This is a genomic window from Saccharothrix sp. NPDC042600 (genome assembly GCF_040647305.1).
In the GTDB taxonomy this organism is placed as follows: Bacteria; Actinomycetota; Actinomycetes; order Mycobacteriales; family Pseudonocardiaceae; genus Actinosynnema; species Actinosynnema mutabilis.
Genome location: NZ_JBEZBW010000007.1, coordinates 64,568 through 77,178, shown reverse-complemented (window position 1 = coordinate 77,178; position 12,611 = coordinate 64,568). Strand labels below are relative to the sequence as shown.

Here is a 12,611-nt window from a genome sequence, read left to right as displayed (position 1 = left end):
CACGGCCCCCGCGTCAGGCGTCCGGGTCGGGCCTGTCCGAGTCCTCCAGGCCCACCGCCCCGAGGAGCTTGGAGTCCGCCTCGCGCTGCGCGGACTTGCGCTCGGCCTCGGCGGTGGCCGTGCGGAAGTCGCCCAGGATGCGGTTCTGGAGGGTGAACATCTCGCGCTCCTCCGCGGGCTCGGCGTGGTCGTAGCCCAGCAGGTGCAGCACGCCGTGGACGGTCAGCAGGTGCAGCTCGTCCAGCAGGCTGTGCCCCGCCTTCTTGGCCTGGTCCTTGGCGAACTCCGGGCACAGCACGATGTCCCCGAGCAGCGCGGGACCCAGGCCCGTCGCGTCGGGGCGGCGGGCCGAGTCCAGCTCGTCCATCGGGAAGGCCATGACGTCGGTGGGACCGGGCAGGTCCATCCAGCGCTGGTGCAGGTCGGCCATCACGTCCAGCTCCACCAGCAGGACGGACAGCTCCGCCAGCGGGCTGACACCCATCCGGTCCAGCGCGAATCGGGCGGCGGCGACGATGGACGGCTCGTCCACGGTCACGCCCGACTCGTTCGCGATCTCGATGCTCACGGCGCCTATCGTCCCCGCCGGTGCCCCCGGGACCGCGCACCGGGTCCGGCGTGGCTCTGCCGGTCCTGGCCGAGGTCGCGTTCGTCCTGCTCGACCTGCCACTTCTCGTAGGCGTCCACGATGTCGGCGACCAGCCGGTGGCGGACGACGTCGTTGCTGGTCAGGACCGAGAAGTGGACGTCCTCGACACCTTCGAGGATGTCCTTGACGACCTTGAGCCCGGACCGCTGCCCACCGGGCAGGTCCACCTGGGTGATGTCACCGGTCACCACGATCTTGGACCCGAAGCCCAGCCGGGTGAGGAACATCTTCATCTGCTCGGGCGTGGTGTTCTGCGCCTCGTCCAGGATGATGAACGCGTCATTGAGCGTGCGACCGCGCATGTAGGCCAGGGGCGCGACCTCGATCGTCCCCGCCTGGGTCAGGCGCGGGATGGACTCCGGGTCGACCATGTCGTGCAGCGCGTCGTACAGGGGGCGCAGGTACGGGTCGATCTTCTCGTACAGCGTGCCCGGCAGGTAGCCCAGCCGCTCGCCCGCCTCGACCGCCGGCCGGGTCAGGATGATGCGGTTGACCTGCTTGGCCTGCAGCGCCTGCACGGCCTTCGCCATCGCCAGGTACGTCTTGCCGGTGCCCGCCGGGCCGATGCCGAACACGACCGTGTTCCGGTCGATCGCGTCGACGTAGTGCTTCTGGTTCAGCGTCTTCGGGCGGATCGTGCGACCGCGGCGGGAGATGATGTCCAGGCTCAGCACCTCGGCGGGCGACTCGCCGGTGCCCGCGGACAGCATCGCCACCGTGCGGCGGACCGTGTCCGGGCCGACCTCCTGGCCCCGGTTGGCCAGCGTCACCAGCTCGGAGAACACCCGCTCCGCGAACGCCACGTCGGCCGGCTTGCCGGAGAGGGTGATCTCGTTGCCGCGCACGTGGACGTCGGCGTCGAGCAGGTCCTCGGCGAGCCGGAGGTTCTCGTCGCGCGACCCGAGCAGGGCGAGCACCGCGCCGTCGGGCACGGCGAACTTGGACTGGGCGTCAGCCGCGGCGCCTGGCTGCGGCGTGGTGTCTGCGGTGTCGGCCACGTGGCCTCGGGCCTGCTTCCTGCGCGTTCGCGCCGAACTCGGTGTACTTGACCTACTGCCCCTCGATGCTAGCCGCCGGCACCGACAGTCCGCACCGGAGTAAGAAACCGGTGGACGGCCCCGGTGTACTCGTCGGTGTGACCGTCCTGCGCACCCTGACCCCGGCCGACGTGCCCGCCTGCCTGCAGCTCGCCGCCGACCGCGACTGGCCCCCGGAGGAGGCGAAGTGGCGCTTCCTGCTGCGGGTCGGCACCGGTTTCGGCCTGTTCGACGGCCCCCGCCTGGTCGCCACGACGATCATCACCCGGTTCGGTGACGAGCACGCGGCGGTGAGCATGGTGCTCGTGGCGTCGTCGCACGGCCGGCGCGGGCTGGGGCGGCGGCTGGTCGAGCACGCGCTGGAGCACGCCGGGACGCCGGTGGCGTCGCTGTACGCGACCCGGTTCGGCAAGCCGCTCTACGAGCGGCTCGGCTTCCGGTCGGTGGGCGTGGTGGGGGGCCACTTCGGGACCCTGGACGTGGCCGCCGCCGGCGTCAGCCGACCGCTGGCCGACGACGACCGGGAGGAGGTCGTGGAGCTGGACGCGGCCGTGTTCGGGGCGGACCGGTCGGCGATGTGGGAGCGGTACTTCGACTTCGCGCGGGAGGTCCGGGTGTCGCCGGACGGGTTCGCCGCGTCCTGGCGCAACACCAACCGCCTGATGCTCGGCCCGATCGTCGCCGGGTCGCTCGCCGAGGCGAAGGCCCTGATCAGCGACGTGGCCGACGGGCCGGCGCGGGTGGACGCCGGCGACCCGGAGCTGCGGGCGTGGCTGACCGGGCACGGCATGCCGGCCCGGTTCGAGGTGGACCTGATGGTGCGCGGACGGTTCAGCGGCGCCCGGGAGCGCCTGTGGGCGCCGCTGATGCAGGCCCTGGGCTAGGCGAGCGCGCCCAGTTCGCGACCGCCGAGCAGGTGCAGGTGGGCGTGGAAGACGGTCTGGCCGGCGTCCGCGCCCGTGTTGAACAGCAGGCGGTAGCCGCTGTCCGCGACGCCCTCGGCCTCGGCCACCTCGCCGGCGGCGCGGAAGAGGTCGTCCAGGACGCCCGGGGCCGCCTTGACCAGGGCGACCGCGTCCGGCGAGTGCAGCTTGGGCACCAGCACGACGTGCGTCGGGGCCTGCGGCGAGATGTCGCGGAACGCCGTGGTCGTCTCGGTCTCGTGGACGATGGTCGCCGGGATCTCGCCCTTGACGATCCGGCAGAACAGGCAGTCGGAGGACATGCCGGGCAGGCTAGCGGGCCAGGCGCAGCGCGGCGTCCCGGCAGACGGCCCACGCGGGGTGGCCGGCGTCGATCAGCTCCATGTGCCCGACGCCGGGCAGCACGACCAGGTCCGCTCCGCTGGAGGCCGCGAAGGCCTCGCTCTGGGCCACGGGCACGTCCTCGTCGTCGGTGCCGTGCACCAGCACCATCGGCTTGGCGATGGGCAGCAGGGCCGCGGGCGAGGCGTCCGCGTACCGCTCGGGCACCTCGTCGGGGGCGCCGCCCAGCAGTTCGGCGGCGCGCCGGGTGATCCGCGGGTGCTGGTGGAAGTCCAGGACGCCGGCCTGGGCGACGGCGCCGACCACGCGCGGGTGCCGGGCCGCCGCCCACACGGCCAGGTGGCCGCCCGCCGAGTGGCCCAGCGTCACCACGTCCGCGTCCAGGGCGTCGATGGCGGCCAGCACGTCCTCGCCGGTCGCGGGCCACCCGCCGCCGCCGTCCACGCGCCGGTACTCGACGTTGAACGCCCGCACGCCGTGCGCGGCCAGATCGGCGGCCAGTGGACGGCCCAGTTCGAGCCCGTAGCGCTGGTGCCAGAAACCGCCGTGGATGACGACGACAACGGGGAACGAATCACCGCCGGCCGGTGACGACAATTCACCGAACTGGCTCGGGTGGGTGCCGTAGGTGACACGCCGCAAGGAAACACCCTCCACAAAAAAGAGGGCCGCGTCGCGATGGGACCTGGGGGTCGCCCCACCGCGACGCGGCGACGCCGGACCGAGGGGGGAGGTGTCCGGCGAGTCTGCTCTGAAGGGCCGAATCCGACTAGACCAATGCAACCCCTCAGGCCATGAGGGTAACCCCTATTTCCGGCGTTCGCCAGAAGAACGCAACGCCCATTACCGCCAGCGATCGGTCAGCACACCCAGCGCACCCAAAGCCACCGCGGCGGCCGTGGAAGCTCGCAGAACGGTAGGGCCCAGTCGCACTACGTGCGCGCCTGCCTGCGTCAACGCCTTCAGCTCTTCTTCAGCTATGCCGCCCTCGGGTCCGACGACGAGCAGCACCTCACCCCCGCGGGGGAGGTCCACGGAGGCGATGCCCCCGGTGGCCGACTCGTGCAAAACCAATGCAACAGCAGCGGACTGCACCAAGCGGACCAACCCCGGTGTGCCGACGGGCTCGGCGACCTCCGGCACGCGGGCCCGCCGGGCCTGCTTCGCGGCCTCCCGCGCGGTGGCGCGCCAGCGTTCCAACGCCTTCGCGCCCCGCGGCCCGTCGTCCCACTTGGTGACGCACCGGGACGCCTTCCACGGCACCACGCCGTCCACGCCCGCCTCGGTGGCCAGTTCGACGGCCAGCTCGCCCCGGTCGCCCTTGACCAGCGCCTGGGCGACGACGACCCGAGGTGAAGGCTCCGGCACGACCCAGCGCTCGACCACGGACAGCCGCAGCGAGTCCTTCAACGCCTCGGTGACCACGCACCGCACCTGCGCGCCGGACCCGTCGGACAGCACCAGCTCCTCCCCCGCGCGCAACCGGCGCACGGTGGCGGCGTGCCTGCCCTCCGGACCGTCCAGGACGGCCTCGGACCCGGAGGGCAGCGCGGCGACCAGGAAGACCGGCAGCGTCACCGGTGCCCGCGCCCGGAGCGCAGCCGCGAGAACAGCCCGCCGCCGCCCTTGCCGTTGTGGGCCAGCGACGGCTCCTCCTCGCCGCGCGCCACGGCCAGTTCCCGCAGCAGCTCGGTCTGGCGGGCGTCGAGCTTGGTCGGCACCACGACCTCCAGGTGGACGTGCAGGTCGCCCCGCCCGTCGACCCGGCCGCTGGAGCGCAGCCGCGGCATGCCCCGACCGGTGAGCACCAGTTCGGTGCCGGGCTGGGTGCCGGGCTCGATCTCCAGCTCCTCCTCGCCGTCCAGGGTCTGCAACGGCAGGACCGCGCCGAGCGCGGCGGTGGTCATCGGGATGCGGACCGAGCAGTGCAGGTTCACGCCGTCCCGCTCGAACACCTCGTGCGGGATCTCCTCGACCTCGACGTACAGGTCACCGGCCGGGCCGCCGCCCGAGCCGACCTCGCCCTGGCCCGCGAGCCGCACCCGCATGCCCTCGGCGACGCCGGGCGGGATCTGCACGGAGATCGTGCGCCGCGACCGGACCCGGCCCTCGCCCGCGCACTGGCGGCAGGGGTCGGGGATGACCTCGCCGAACCCGCGGCACACCGGGCACGGCCGCGCCGTGACCACCTGCCCCAGGAACGAGCGCTGCACCGACTGCACCTCGCCGCGCCCGCCGCACGTGTCGCAGCGCACCGGGGACGTGCCCTCGGCGCAGCCGCTGCCCGTGCACACGTCGCACAGGATGGCCGTGTCCACGGTCAGCTCCCGGGACGCGCCCGCCGCGCACTCCTCCAGCGTCATGGCCAGCCGGATCAGCGCGTCCGAACCGGGCTGCACCCGGCTGCGCGGTCCGCGCGAGCTGCCGCCGGCCGCGCCGAAGAACGCGTCCATGATGTCGCCGAGACCGAACCCCGCGCCCGCGAACGGGTCGCGCATACCGCCGCCGCCCGGCTCCAACGGGTCGCCGCCCAGGTCGACGACCTGCCGCTTCTTCGGGTCCGACAGCACCTCGTAGGCGGCCGTCACCTCCTTGAAGCGGGCCTCCTCGTTGGGGTTGACGTCCGGGTGCAGCTGGCGCGCGAGCTTGCGGTAGGCGCGCTTGATCTCCTCGGGTGTCGCGTTCTTGGAGACCCCGAGCGTGCCGTAGTAGTCCCTCGCCACCGTGTGTCCTCCTGCGGGCGCGCTTGGATCACGCGCTCGCTCGCTTGCGAAACGTCTTGTGCGCCTTCGGTGTTCCCGGCTCAGCTTGAGGTGAGGATCTCCCCGACGTACCCGGCGACCGCGAGCACGGCCGCCATCGTCCCCGGGTAGTCCATCCGCGTCGGACCCACCACTCCCATGCCCCCGAGCAGCTTGTCCCGGCTGCCGTAGCCGATGGACACGACCGAGGTGCTGCGCATCTCGGCCGCCTCGTTCTCCTCGCCGATGTGCACCAGGACCGTGCCGGGGTCGCGGGCCGCGGCGAGCAGCTTGAGCACCACGACCTGCTCCTCCAGCGCCTCCAGCACCTGGCGCAGCGAACCGGGGAAGTCTGCCACGTTGCGCGTGAGGTTCGCGGTGCCACCCAGCACCAGTCGCTCTTCCGGGTGCTCGACCAGCGATTCGATCAGCACGGTGCTCACCCGCGTCACCGCGTCGCGCAGCTCGGCGGGCGCGTGGTCGGGCAGCTCGGCGACCTCGGCGGAGGCGTCCGCCAGGCGCTTGCCGACCATCGCCTGGTTGAGCAGGGTGCGCATGCGGGCGACGTTCTCCTCGGTGATGACGTCGCCGAGGTCCACGCTGCGCTGGTCCACGCGGCCGGTGTCGGTGATGAGCACCAGCATCAGCCGGGCGGGTGTGATGGCGAGCACTTCGAGGTGCCGCACGGTGGACCGGCTCAGCGTCGGGTACTGGATGACCGCGACCTGCCGGGTGAGCTGGGCGAGCAGGCGCACGCTGCGGCGCAGCACGTCGTCCAGGTCGTAGGCGCCGTCGAGGAAGCTGCGGATGGCCCGGCGCTCGGGCGAGGACAGCGGTTTGACCTCGCTGAGCCGGTCCACGAACAGCCGGTAGCCCTTGTCCGTGGGCACGCGCCCGGCGCTGGTGTGCGGCTGGGTGATGTACCCGTCTTCTTCGAGGGCGGCCATGTCGTTGCGCACGGTCGCGCTGGAGACGCCCAGGTTGTGCCGCTCGACCAGCGCTTTCGACCCGACGGGCTCCTGGTTGGAGACGTAGTCGGCGACGATGGCGCGCAGCACCTCGAACCGGCGCTCATCCGCGTTCACGCGCGTCACCTCCACATCGACGACCTGCTTCACCTCAAGTTTACGGAGGTCGGACGGGTAGTAGGGAAACTCCGTGGTGTGCGTTCGGCCGCCACCGATAGCTTCAGGTGTGCTCCGCCACATCCAGTCCGCACTGCGCGAGGCCGTCCGGGACGACGCGACCCGGGTCGGGCCGTTCCTGGTGCGGTTCGACGCCGACTCGGACAACGTGTATTCGAACTACGCCGTGCCCGAGGCGGACGCCGAGCCGACCGACGACGACGTGACCGAGTTGGTGGCGTTGTTCCGCGCGAGGAACCGCGTGCCGCGCCTGGAGTACGTGCGGCCGGTGCCCGCGCTCGACGCCGCGCTGGACAGGGCCGGGTTCACCGTTGAGCGCGAGTACCCGGTGATGGCCGTCGAACCCGATGAGCTGCGTGTGCCGGACGTGCCGGGGGTCGAGTTGGTCGAACCCGTCACCGACGACGACCTGGTCGCGGCCACGGACGTGCAGAACGCGGCGTTCGGTGTCGGGTCGTTGGTCCGGGAGGCGGCGATCCGGCGGCAGCGGTCGATGTCGGCCAAAGGGGCCGTGCTGTTGATGGCGCTGGTGGACGGGGTGCCGGCGGGGGCCGGACTGGCCACCGCGCCCCAGCACGGCCTCGCCCAAGTGGCCGGGATCGGTGTGTTGGCGCAGTTCCGGGGCCGGCGCATCGGGCAACTGATCACGGCTCGGCTCAGTGAGCGGGTGTTCGCCGCCGGGCACCGGCCGTTCCTGGAGACCGAAGCCGACCACAAGGTGGACCGGGTCTACGGGCCGCTGGGCTACCGGGTCGTCGGCCACTCGGCGGGCGTGTCGCTCACGTGAGCCGACCGCGTCAGGTGAGCCGGCGGACCACCGCGTCGGCCAGCAGGCGGCCACGGTCGGTCAGCACGCACCGGCCGGCCGCGAACGCCGGCTCCGAGAGCAGCCCGTCCCGCACCGCGGTCTCGGCCTCGGCGCGGCCCTCGTCGTCCAGCACGTCCACCGGCAAGCCGGACGCCAGGCGCAGCTCCAGCAGGATCCGCTCGACCCGCCGGTCCTCCTCCGACAGCACCTCCCGACCGGCCGCCGGGGAGGTGCCCGACGCCAGCAGCGCCGCGTACTTCGCCGGGTGCTTCACGTTCCACCACCGCACCCCGCCCACGTGGCTGTGCGCGCCCGGACCCGCGCCCCACCAGTCGGCCCCCTGCCAGTACAGGACGTTGTGGCGGCACTCCGAAGCGGCCGAGGCCGCCCAGTTCGACACCTCGTACCACCGCAGGCCCCGGGCGGTCATCGCGGCGTCGATCAGCTCGTACTTGTCGGCCAGGACGTCGTCGTCGGGCATGGGCAGCTCGCCGCGTCGCACCCGCCGGGCCAGGGCCGTGCCCTCCTCCACGATCAGCGCGTACGCCGACACGTGGTCCACGCCCGCCGACCCCACGGCCTCCAGCGACGCCTTCAGGTCGTCCACCGACTCGCCCGGCGTCCCGTAGATCAGGTCCAGGTTCACGTGGTCGAACCCGGCGGCCCGCGCCTCGCGCGCGGCCGCGACCGGGCGGCCCGGGGTGTGGCCGCGGTCGAGCACCGCCAGGACGTGCCGGGCCGCCGACTGCATGCCCAGCGACACCCGCGTGTAACCAGCGTCACGGATGGCCGCGAAGAACTCCGGCGAGGTCGACTCGGGGTTGGACTCCGTAGTGACTTCCGCATCACCCGCGAGCCCGAACGACGAGCGGACGGCGGCGAGGACCGAGGCCAGGCCGGACGCCCCGAGCAGTGACGGTGTGCCACCGCCGACGAACACGGTGTCCACCGGCGGCGGGCCGCCCAGCACGCCGGCGGCCAGGTCCAGCTCGCGCCGCAGGCCCTCCAGCCACGACTCCGGCGAGGCGGAAGTGCCCAGCTCACCGGCGGTGTAGGTGTTGAAGTCGCAGTAGCCGCAGCGGGTCGCGCAGAACGGCACGTGCACGTAGAGACCGAACGGTCGGGTGCCGAGACCCGCCAGGGCGGTCACGGGCAGTGAGCCGTCCGGGGGCGCGGGATCGCCGGTCGGCAGAGCGGAGGGCATGGCCCCATCCTCCCACCTAGCAGGACGGCGGACCCCGTCCCACCATGCGGATGGCGGTGGACCACGGGGTGGACGCGTGGCACGCTGCAAACCATGACGTCGAACGGAGTGCGCCTGGTGGTCCGCCGCCACGTGGACTTCCGTCGTGTCTCCAGCGCGATGTGCCGCCGCTCGGCATAGCCCGCGCCCGACTCATGTTCCCGTCGGCGCCGGGTGCGCTGACGAGACCCCCACCACAGCACCACCGGGACTCGCACGCGCACCAGCGCCCCGAAACCCGGAGGACGAGATGGTCCCCCCGACGACGACACCCCCGCGCCCGAAGCAGCGCCGGGGTGAGGGGCAGTGGGCGCTGGGCTACCGCGAGCCGCTGAACCCCAACGAGCGGAGCAAGAAGGACGACAACCCGCTCAACGTCCGGTCTCGGATCGAGAACATCTACGCCCGCGGCGGGTTCGACTCGATCGACCCGGCGGACCTGCGGGGCCGGTTCCGCTGGTACGGCCTCTACACCCAGCGCAAGCCCGGCATCGACGGCGGTCGCACGGCCACCCTCGAACCCGAAGAGCTGGACGACGAGTACTTCATGCTGCGCGTCCGCATCGACGGCGGTCGCCTCACCACCGGCCAGCTCGCGCTGATCGGCGAGCTGTCCCAGACCTACGCGCGCGACACCGCCGACATCACCGACCGGCAGAACGTCCAGTACCACTGGATCCGCATCGAGGACGTCCCCACCATCTGGCAGAAGCTGGAGGCGGCGGGCCTGACCACGATGGAGGCCTGCGGCGACAGCCCGCGCGTCGTGCTCGGCTCGCCGGTCGCCGGCATCGCCGAGGACGAGGTGGTCGACGGCAGCCCCGCGATCGACGAGATCCTGCGCCGCTACATCGGCGACCCGCGCTTCGCCAACCTGCCGCGCAAGTTCAAGACCGCGATCTCCGGCCTGCCCGACGTGGCGCACGAGATCCACGACGTGGCGTTCGTCGGCGTGGACCACCCCGAGCACGGCCCCGGCTTCGACCTGTGGGTCGGCGGCGGCCTGTCCACCAACCCGATGATCGCCAAGCGGCTGGGCACGTGGGTGCCGCTGGACGAGGTGCCGGACGTGTGGGAGGGCGTGATCAGCGTCTTCCGCGACTACGGCTACCGCCGGCTGCGGCACCGGGCGCGGATCAAGTTCCTGGTCGCCGACTGGGGCCCGGAGAAGTTCCGCCAGGTGCTGGAGGACGAGTACCTCAAGCGCAAGCTGATCGACGGCCCCGCGCCCGAGGTGCCCGACATCCCCCGCGACCACATCGGCGTGCACAAGCAGAAGGACGGCCTGTGCTACGTCGGCGCGGCCCCGATCGCGGGCCGGGTCACCGGGTCCACGCTGGTCGAGGTGGCCAAGGTCGTGGAACGGGCCGGGTCCACGCGGGTCCGGCTGACGCCGCAGCAGAAGTTGGTCGTGCTGGACGTGCCCGAGTCGGAGGTCAAGGCGCTCCAGGCGGACCTGGCCAAGCTCGGGCTCCAGACCGAGCCGTCGCCGTGGCGGCGCGGGGTCATGGCGTGCACCGGCATCGAGTTCTGCAAGCTCGCGATCGTGGAGACCAAGGCCCGCGCGGCGGACCTGGTGTCCACGCTGGAAGCCCGGCTCGCCGACGTCGTCGACGGGGTCACCGCCCCGATCTCGGTGCACATCAACGGCTGCCCGAACTCGTGCGCCCGCATCCAGACCGCGGACATCGGGCTCAAGGGCCAGATCGTCACCGACGCCGACGGCAACCAGGTCGAGGGCTTCCAGGTGCACCTGGGCGGCGGCCTGGGCCTGGACGCCGGGTTCGGCCGCAAGCTGCGCGGCCACAAGGTGACCGCGGACGAGCTGTCCGGGTACGTCGAACGGGTCGTGCGCAACTTCGTGGCGCAGCGCAAGGACGACGAGCGGTTCGCCCAGTGGGTCGCCCGAGCCGACGAGGCGGACCTGAAGTGAGCGAGCGCGCGACCCCCTTCTACTGCCCGTACTGCGGGGACGAGGACCTGCGCCCGCAGGAAGAGCCGAGCTACTCGTGGCTCTGCGCCTCGTGCCGCCGCGTCTTCACCGTCAAGTTCGTGGGTCTAAATCTCCCGCGTGAGGCCCGCTCGCGGGGCCGAACCGATGACACGGAGGTTCAGCGATGACCGCACCCGCCAGGGTCGAGGAACTGAAGGTGATCGCCGAGGCCGCCTCGGTGGAACTGGCCGACGCAGGCGCCGAGGAGGCCCTCGCGTGGGTCGCCCGCACGTTCGGCGACAGCTGGATCGTCGCGTCGAACATGCAGGACGCGGTGCTGATCGACCTGGCCACCAAGGTCAAGCCGGACGTGGACGTGCTGTTCCTGGAGACCGGCTACCACTTCGCGGAGACCATCGGCACCCGCGACGCGGTGGACCTGGTCTACCCGGAGGTGCGGATCGTCAACGCCGCGGCCGAGCAGTCGGTGGCCGACCAGGAGGCGCAGTTCGGCCTGCTCAACCGGACCGACCCGAACCGCTGCTGCCAACTGCGCAAGGTCATCCCGTTGCAGCGCACGCTGGCCAACTACGACGCGTGGGTGACCGGCGTGCGCCGCGTGGACGCGCCCACCCGGGCCAACACACCGATCGTGCAGTGGGACGACCGCAACGGGCTGGTGAAGGTCAACCCGATCGCGCCGTGGTCGGACGAGCGGTTCAACGCCTACATCGCCGAGCACGGGATCCTGGAGAACCCGTTGGTGCAGGAGGGTTACCTGTCCATCGGGTGCGCCCCGTGCACCTCGAAGCCGCTGCCGGGCCAGGACCCGCGCAGCGGTCGCTGGGCCGGTACCTCGAAGACGGAATGCGGGTTGCACGGATGAGCGTGGGCACAGCTCTGGACACGTTGGGACGCCTGGAATCCGAGGCGATCCACATCTTCCGCGAGGTCGCGGGCGAGTTCGATCGGCCGGTGATCCTGTTCTCCGGCGGCAAGGACTCGACGCTGCTCCTCCACCTGGCGGTGAAAGCGTTCTGGCCCGCGCCGGTTCCCTTTCCCCTCCTACATGTCGATACCGGACACAACTTCCGGGAGGTCATCGACTTCCGCGACCGCACGGTCGAGAAGTACAACCTGCGCCTGGAAGTGGCGAGCGTCCAGGAATACATCGACGACGGAAGGCTTTCCGAGCGCCCGGACGGCACTCGGAACCCCTTGCAGACCGTGCCCCTGCTGGACGCGATCACCACTCACAGGTTCGACGCCGTGTTCGGCGGCGGACGCCGTGACGAGGAGCGCGCCCGGGCCAAGGAGCGCATTTTCAGCCTGCGCAACGCCTTCGGCCAGTGGGAGCCGCGGCGGCAGCGTCCCGAATTGTGGAACCTCTACAACGGGAGGCACCGTCCGGGGGAACATGTGCGGGTATTCCCGCTCTCCAACTGGACCGAGCTGGACGTCTGGCACTACATCGCGCGGGAGGGGATCGAATTGCCGTCGATCTACTACGCGCACCAGCGCGAGGTTTACCTGCGTGATGGCATGTGGCTGGCGGAAGGCCCGTGGGGCGGCCCGCGCGAAGGCGAGCAACTCGTGAGCAAGACCGTGCGGTACCGGACCGTGGGTGATGGTTCGTGCACGGGCGCGGTGGAGTCGGACGCGGCGGACATCGAGGCGGTCATCGCGGAGGTGGCCGCGTCGCGGTTGACCGAGCGCGGCGCGACCCGGGCCGACGACCGGCTGTCGGAGGCCGCGATGGAGGACCGCAAGCGGGAGGGCTACTTCTAACC

At 71.9% G+C, this 12,611-nt stretch carries 14 protein-coding genes; 6 read left to right on the top strand and 8 right to left on the bottom strand.

What is annotated here, in order from left to right; all coding sequences use genetic code 11:
- Window positions 1-13: 13 nt before the first annotated feature.
- Together ybeY and AB0A74_RS07905 are read right to left on the bottom strand one after the other, a co-directional pair.
- Window positions 14-568: an rRNA maturation RNase YbeY gene (gene ybeY, locus AB0A74_RS07910; protein WP_358248107.1), complete on the bottom strand. Its 555-nt coding sequence runs from the start codon at window positions 566-568 to the stop codon at window positions 14-16.
- A 5-nt stretch (window positions 569-573) separates the two neighbouring features.
- Window positions 574-1,647 carry a PhoH family protein gene (locus AB0A74_RS07905; protein WP_358248106.1) on the bottom strand — a complete coding sequence of 358 codons (1,074 nt, stop codon included), beginning with the start codon at window positions 1,645-1,647 and terminating at the stop codon, window positions 574-576.
- Between the two features lie 137 nt (window positions 1,648-1,784).
- Here AB0A74_RS07905 and AB0A74_RS07900 point away from each other — a divergent pair, with 137 nt between their 5' ends.
- Window positions 1,785-2,570 carry a GNAT family N-acetyltransferase gene (locus AB0A74_RS07900; protein WP_358248105.1) on the top strand — a complete coding sequence of 262 codons (786 nt, stop codon included), beginning with the start codon at window positions 1,785-1,787 and terminating at the stop codon, window positions 2,568-2,570.
- Here AB0A74_RS07900 and AB0A74_RS07895 read toward each other — a convergent pair.
- From AB0A74_RS07895 to hrcA, 5 genes are all read right to left on the bottom strand, one after another.
- Window positions 2,567-2,911: a histidine triad nucleotide-binding protein gene (locus tag AB0A74_RS07895; RefSeq protein ID WP_358248104.1), complete on the bottom strand. Its 345-nt coding sequence runs from the start codon at window positions 2,909-2,911 to the stop codon at window positions 2,567-2,569. The two genes, AB0A74_RS07900 and AB0A74_RS07895, sit on opposite strands and share 4 nt — an antisense overlap.
- A gap of 10 nt (window positions 2,912-2,921) precedes the next feature.
- Window positions 2,922-3,593, bottom strand: a complete 672-nt coding sequence (locus tag AB0A74_RS07890) for an alpha/beta fold hydrolase (protein ID WP_358248103.1) — start codon at window positions 3,591-3,593, stop codon at window positions 2,922-2,924.
- Between the two features lie 201 nt (window positions 3,594-3,794).
- A complete protein-coding gene (locus tag AB0A74_RS07885; protein ID WP_358248102.1) occupies window positions 3,795-4,529 on the bottom strand; it encodes a 16S rRNA (uracil(1498)-N(3))-methyltransferase in 735 nt (244 codons plus the stop codon).
- On the bottom strand, window positions 4,526-5,674 hold the full coding sequence (dnaJ, locus tag AB0A74_RS07880) for a molecular chaperone DnaJ (protein WP_358248101.1): 1,149 nt from the start codon (window positions 5,672-5,674) through the stop codon (window positions 4,526-4,528). Before dnaJ ends, AB0A74_RS07885 begins: the two co-directional genes overlap by 4 nt.
- Window positions 5,675-5,754: 80 nt before the next feature.
- Window positions 5,755-6,777, bottom strand: coding sequence for a heat-inducible transcriptional repressor HrcA (hrcA, locus tag AB0A74_RS07875; protein ID WP_358248100.1), 1,023 nt, complete (start codon window positions 6,775-6,777; stop codon window positions 5,755-5,757).
- A 109-nt stretch (window positions 6,778-6,886) separates the two neighbouring features.
- Between hrcA and AB0A74_RS07870 the strand changes: the two genes are divergently transcribed.
- Window positions 6,887-7,624, top strand: a complete 738-nt coding sequence (locus AB0A74_RS07870) for a GNAT family N-acetyltransferase (RefSeq protein ID WP_358248099.1) — start codon at window positions 6,887-6,889, stop codon at window positions 7,622-7,624.
- 10 nt (window positions 7,625-7,634) lie between these two features.
- Here the strand turns inward: AB0A74_RS07870 and hemW are convergent, their stop codons facing one another.
- Window positions 7,635-8,849 carry a radical SAM family heme chaperone HemW gene (gene hemW / locus AB0A74_RS07865; protein ID WP_358248098.1) on the bottom strand — a complete coding sequence of 405 codons (1,215 nt, stop codon included), beginning with the start codon at window positions 8,847-8,849 and terminating at the stop codon, window positions 7,635-7,637.
- Window positions 8,850-9,138: 289 nt separating this feature from the next.
- Here hemW and AB0A74_RS07860 point away from each other — a divergent pair, with 289 nt between their 5' ends.
- From AB0A74_RS07860 to cysD, 4 genes are read left to right on the top strand one after another with little or no spacing between them, the layout of a single operon-like run.
- Window positions 9,139-10,821, top strand: a complete 1,683-nt coding sequence (locus tag AB0A74_RS07860) for a nitrite/sulfite reductase (RefSeq protein ID WP_358248097.1) — start codon at window positions 9,139-9,141, stop codon at window positions 10,819-10,821.
- Complete coding sequence (locus tag AB0A74_RS07855) at window positions 10,818-11,009, top strand: Insertion element protein (RefSeq protein WP_358248096.1); 192 nt, start codon at window positions 10,818-10,820, stop codon at window positions 11,007-11,009. Before AB0A74_RS07860 ends, AB0A74_RS07855 begins: the two co-directional genes overlap by 4 nt.
- A complete protein-coding gene (locus AB0A74_RS07850) occupies window positions 11,006-11,707 on the top strand; it encodes a phosphoadenylyl-sulfate reductase (RefSeq protein ID WP_358248095.1) in 702 nt (233 codons plus the stop codon). Before AB0A74_RS07855 ends, AB0A74_RS07850 begins: the two co-directional genes overlap by 4 nt.
- Entirely contained in the window at window positions 11,704-12,609 is a 906-nt protein-coding gene (gene cysD, locus AB0A74_RS07845) for a sulfate adenylyltransferase subunit CysD (protein ID WP_358248094.1), read from the top strand. The genes AB0A74_RS07850 and cysD overlap by 4 nt, the downstream gene beginning before the upstream one ends.
- Window positions 12,610-12,611 lie beyond the last annotated feature (2 nt).

Excerpts from the sequence above, each read along its gene's own strand:
- AB0A74_RS07895 (WP_358248104.1), bottom strand. The coding sequence starts at position 2,911 with ATGTCCTCCGACTGCCTGTTCTGCCGGATCGTCAAGGGCGAGATCCCG.
- hemW (WP_358248098.1), bottom strand. The coding sequence starts at position 8,849 with ATGCCCTCCGCTCTGCCGACCGGCGATCCCGCGCCCCCGGACGGCTCA.
- cysD (WP_358248094.1), top strand. The coding sequence starts at position 11,704 with ATGAGCGTGGGCACAGCTCTGGACACGTTGGGACGCCTGGAATCCGAG.
- AB0A74_RS07860 (WP_358248097.1), top strand. The coding sequence starts at position 9,139 with ATGGTCCCCCCGACGACGACACCCCCGCGCCCGAAGCAGCGCCGGGGT.
- AB0A74_RS07850 (WP_358248095.1), top strand. The coding sequence starts at position 11,006 with ATGACCGCACCCGCCAGGGTCGAGGAACTGAAGGTGATCGCCGAGGCC.